The sequence below is a fragment of the Leptotrichia sp. oral taxon 879 str. F0557 genome, assembly GCF_000469385.1.
Classification (GTDB): domain Bacteria; phylum Fusobacteriota; class Fusobacteriia; order Fusobacteriales; family Leptotrichiaceae; genus Leptotrichia; species Leptotrichia mesophila.
The window spans coordinates 12,564-13,946 of sequence record NZ_KI271299.1 but is presented as its reverse complement, the minus strand read 5'-3'; the positions used below and the strand labels follow the sequence as shown (position 1 = coordinate 13,946).

At 41.1% G+C, this 1,383-nt stretch carries 1 pseudogene; it reads left to right on the top strand.

The features are described 5' to 3' along the window. Positions 1 to 39: 39 nt before the first annotated feature. A pseudogene (locus HMPREF1552_RS12110) lies at positions 40 to 1,383 on the top strand (hemagglutination protein); the annotation flags it as partial.

The window sequence follows — 1,383 nt, the reverse complement described above, 5'->3', positions numbered from 1 at the left end:
GACCTGACTACGAATACGTTGACCAACACCAAGGAAATTATGGCAGTCAGCAACATAAATGCTGCAAATGCAATTGTTAGTAATAGCGGAAAGATTGCCTCAAATAACAGGGTTCTGCTTGACGGTTCAGCAATTGCAAATACCGGGGAAATCCTGTCAGGCGAAATATTTATGAGAAATGCCCGAAAATTTGATAATACTGGGACGATTAAGGGAAACAATACGGAACTTAGCGTTAATCAGGACATTAATCTTGCAGGGAATCTTCACGGACAGCAGAGGCTTGTAATTTCAGGGAACAATATTACAAACAATGGCAACACTACTGGAACAGGACTAATTGAGATCAACTCGAATGACTTTACGAATAACAAGGAGCTTGCGTCTGATACGGTTATTATAAATGGACGTGGGGAAATCGTTAATAACAATATGATTACCGGAAATAACGGAAAGATTTCAGGAAGAAATATTACGAATAATGATTTAATCGCATTTGAGAACTATCTTGAAATGAACGCTCAAGGCAAGGTTCAGAACAACAAGGAAAAAGCCATCTATGGCGGGAAGGCTCTTGTTATCAAGGCAAATGAGATAATGAATGACGAGGCTGAAATACTTGGCGGAAATATGGATCTGAATGCCGCAAAGATTACGAACAATGTGGCGACAATCCAGTCAACAGGAAATATTGTGATTACTTCAAGTGATTTTCAGAATATTGGTAGAGTCTCTAATTTGGGAAGTTATGAGAAGTATTATGAAACTTGGGATGGTAGAAAGCTGTCTGAAGGCCAGGTTGGATCTTGGGAATACTTCCTTCCGAGAAGGTTTGGAAGAGAAAGAAAAGAGCCACCAGTAATAGACAAGCAGAAGAAGTACTACAATGAGCTGATATCAAGGAGAAACGACCTTGGTGGATATTCTTCGCTGATCCTTAGCAAATATTCGGACATACCCGCACAGCAGATAGGAGAAAGAACAACAAATGTCTACAGCACAAGGGATGCCCGTATAAAAGAGCCTGCACTGACAGGGAAGATAAAGAGCAATGCAACTACAGAATACGGAAAAGTGCTGGCAGGTGGAAACATTACAATAAATTCGGGGAATTTTAAAAATAAGGACAGCATAGTTTCAGCAGGAGGAGCGGCTGTAATTAATGCCGGAACTTTTGAAAATTCAGTAACTCTTGGGAATGCTGTACCGCTAAAAAACGGCGAGGAAAGAATAGTGGTCTACCTTAACAAGAAGACAAGCAAGGGGAAGAGACACTACTACGGAAACATAAACTACTCAAGATCGCTGTATGATGGAGGTGTTGGCTATGAGTCAGGGCAGCCGAGCGCAATTGAAGGGCGTCAGGTAATATTGAATGCTCCC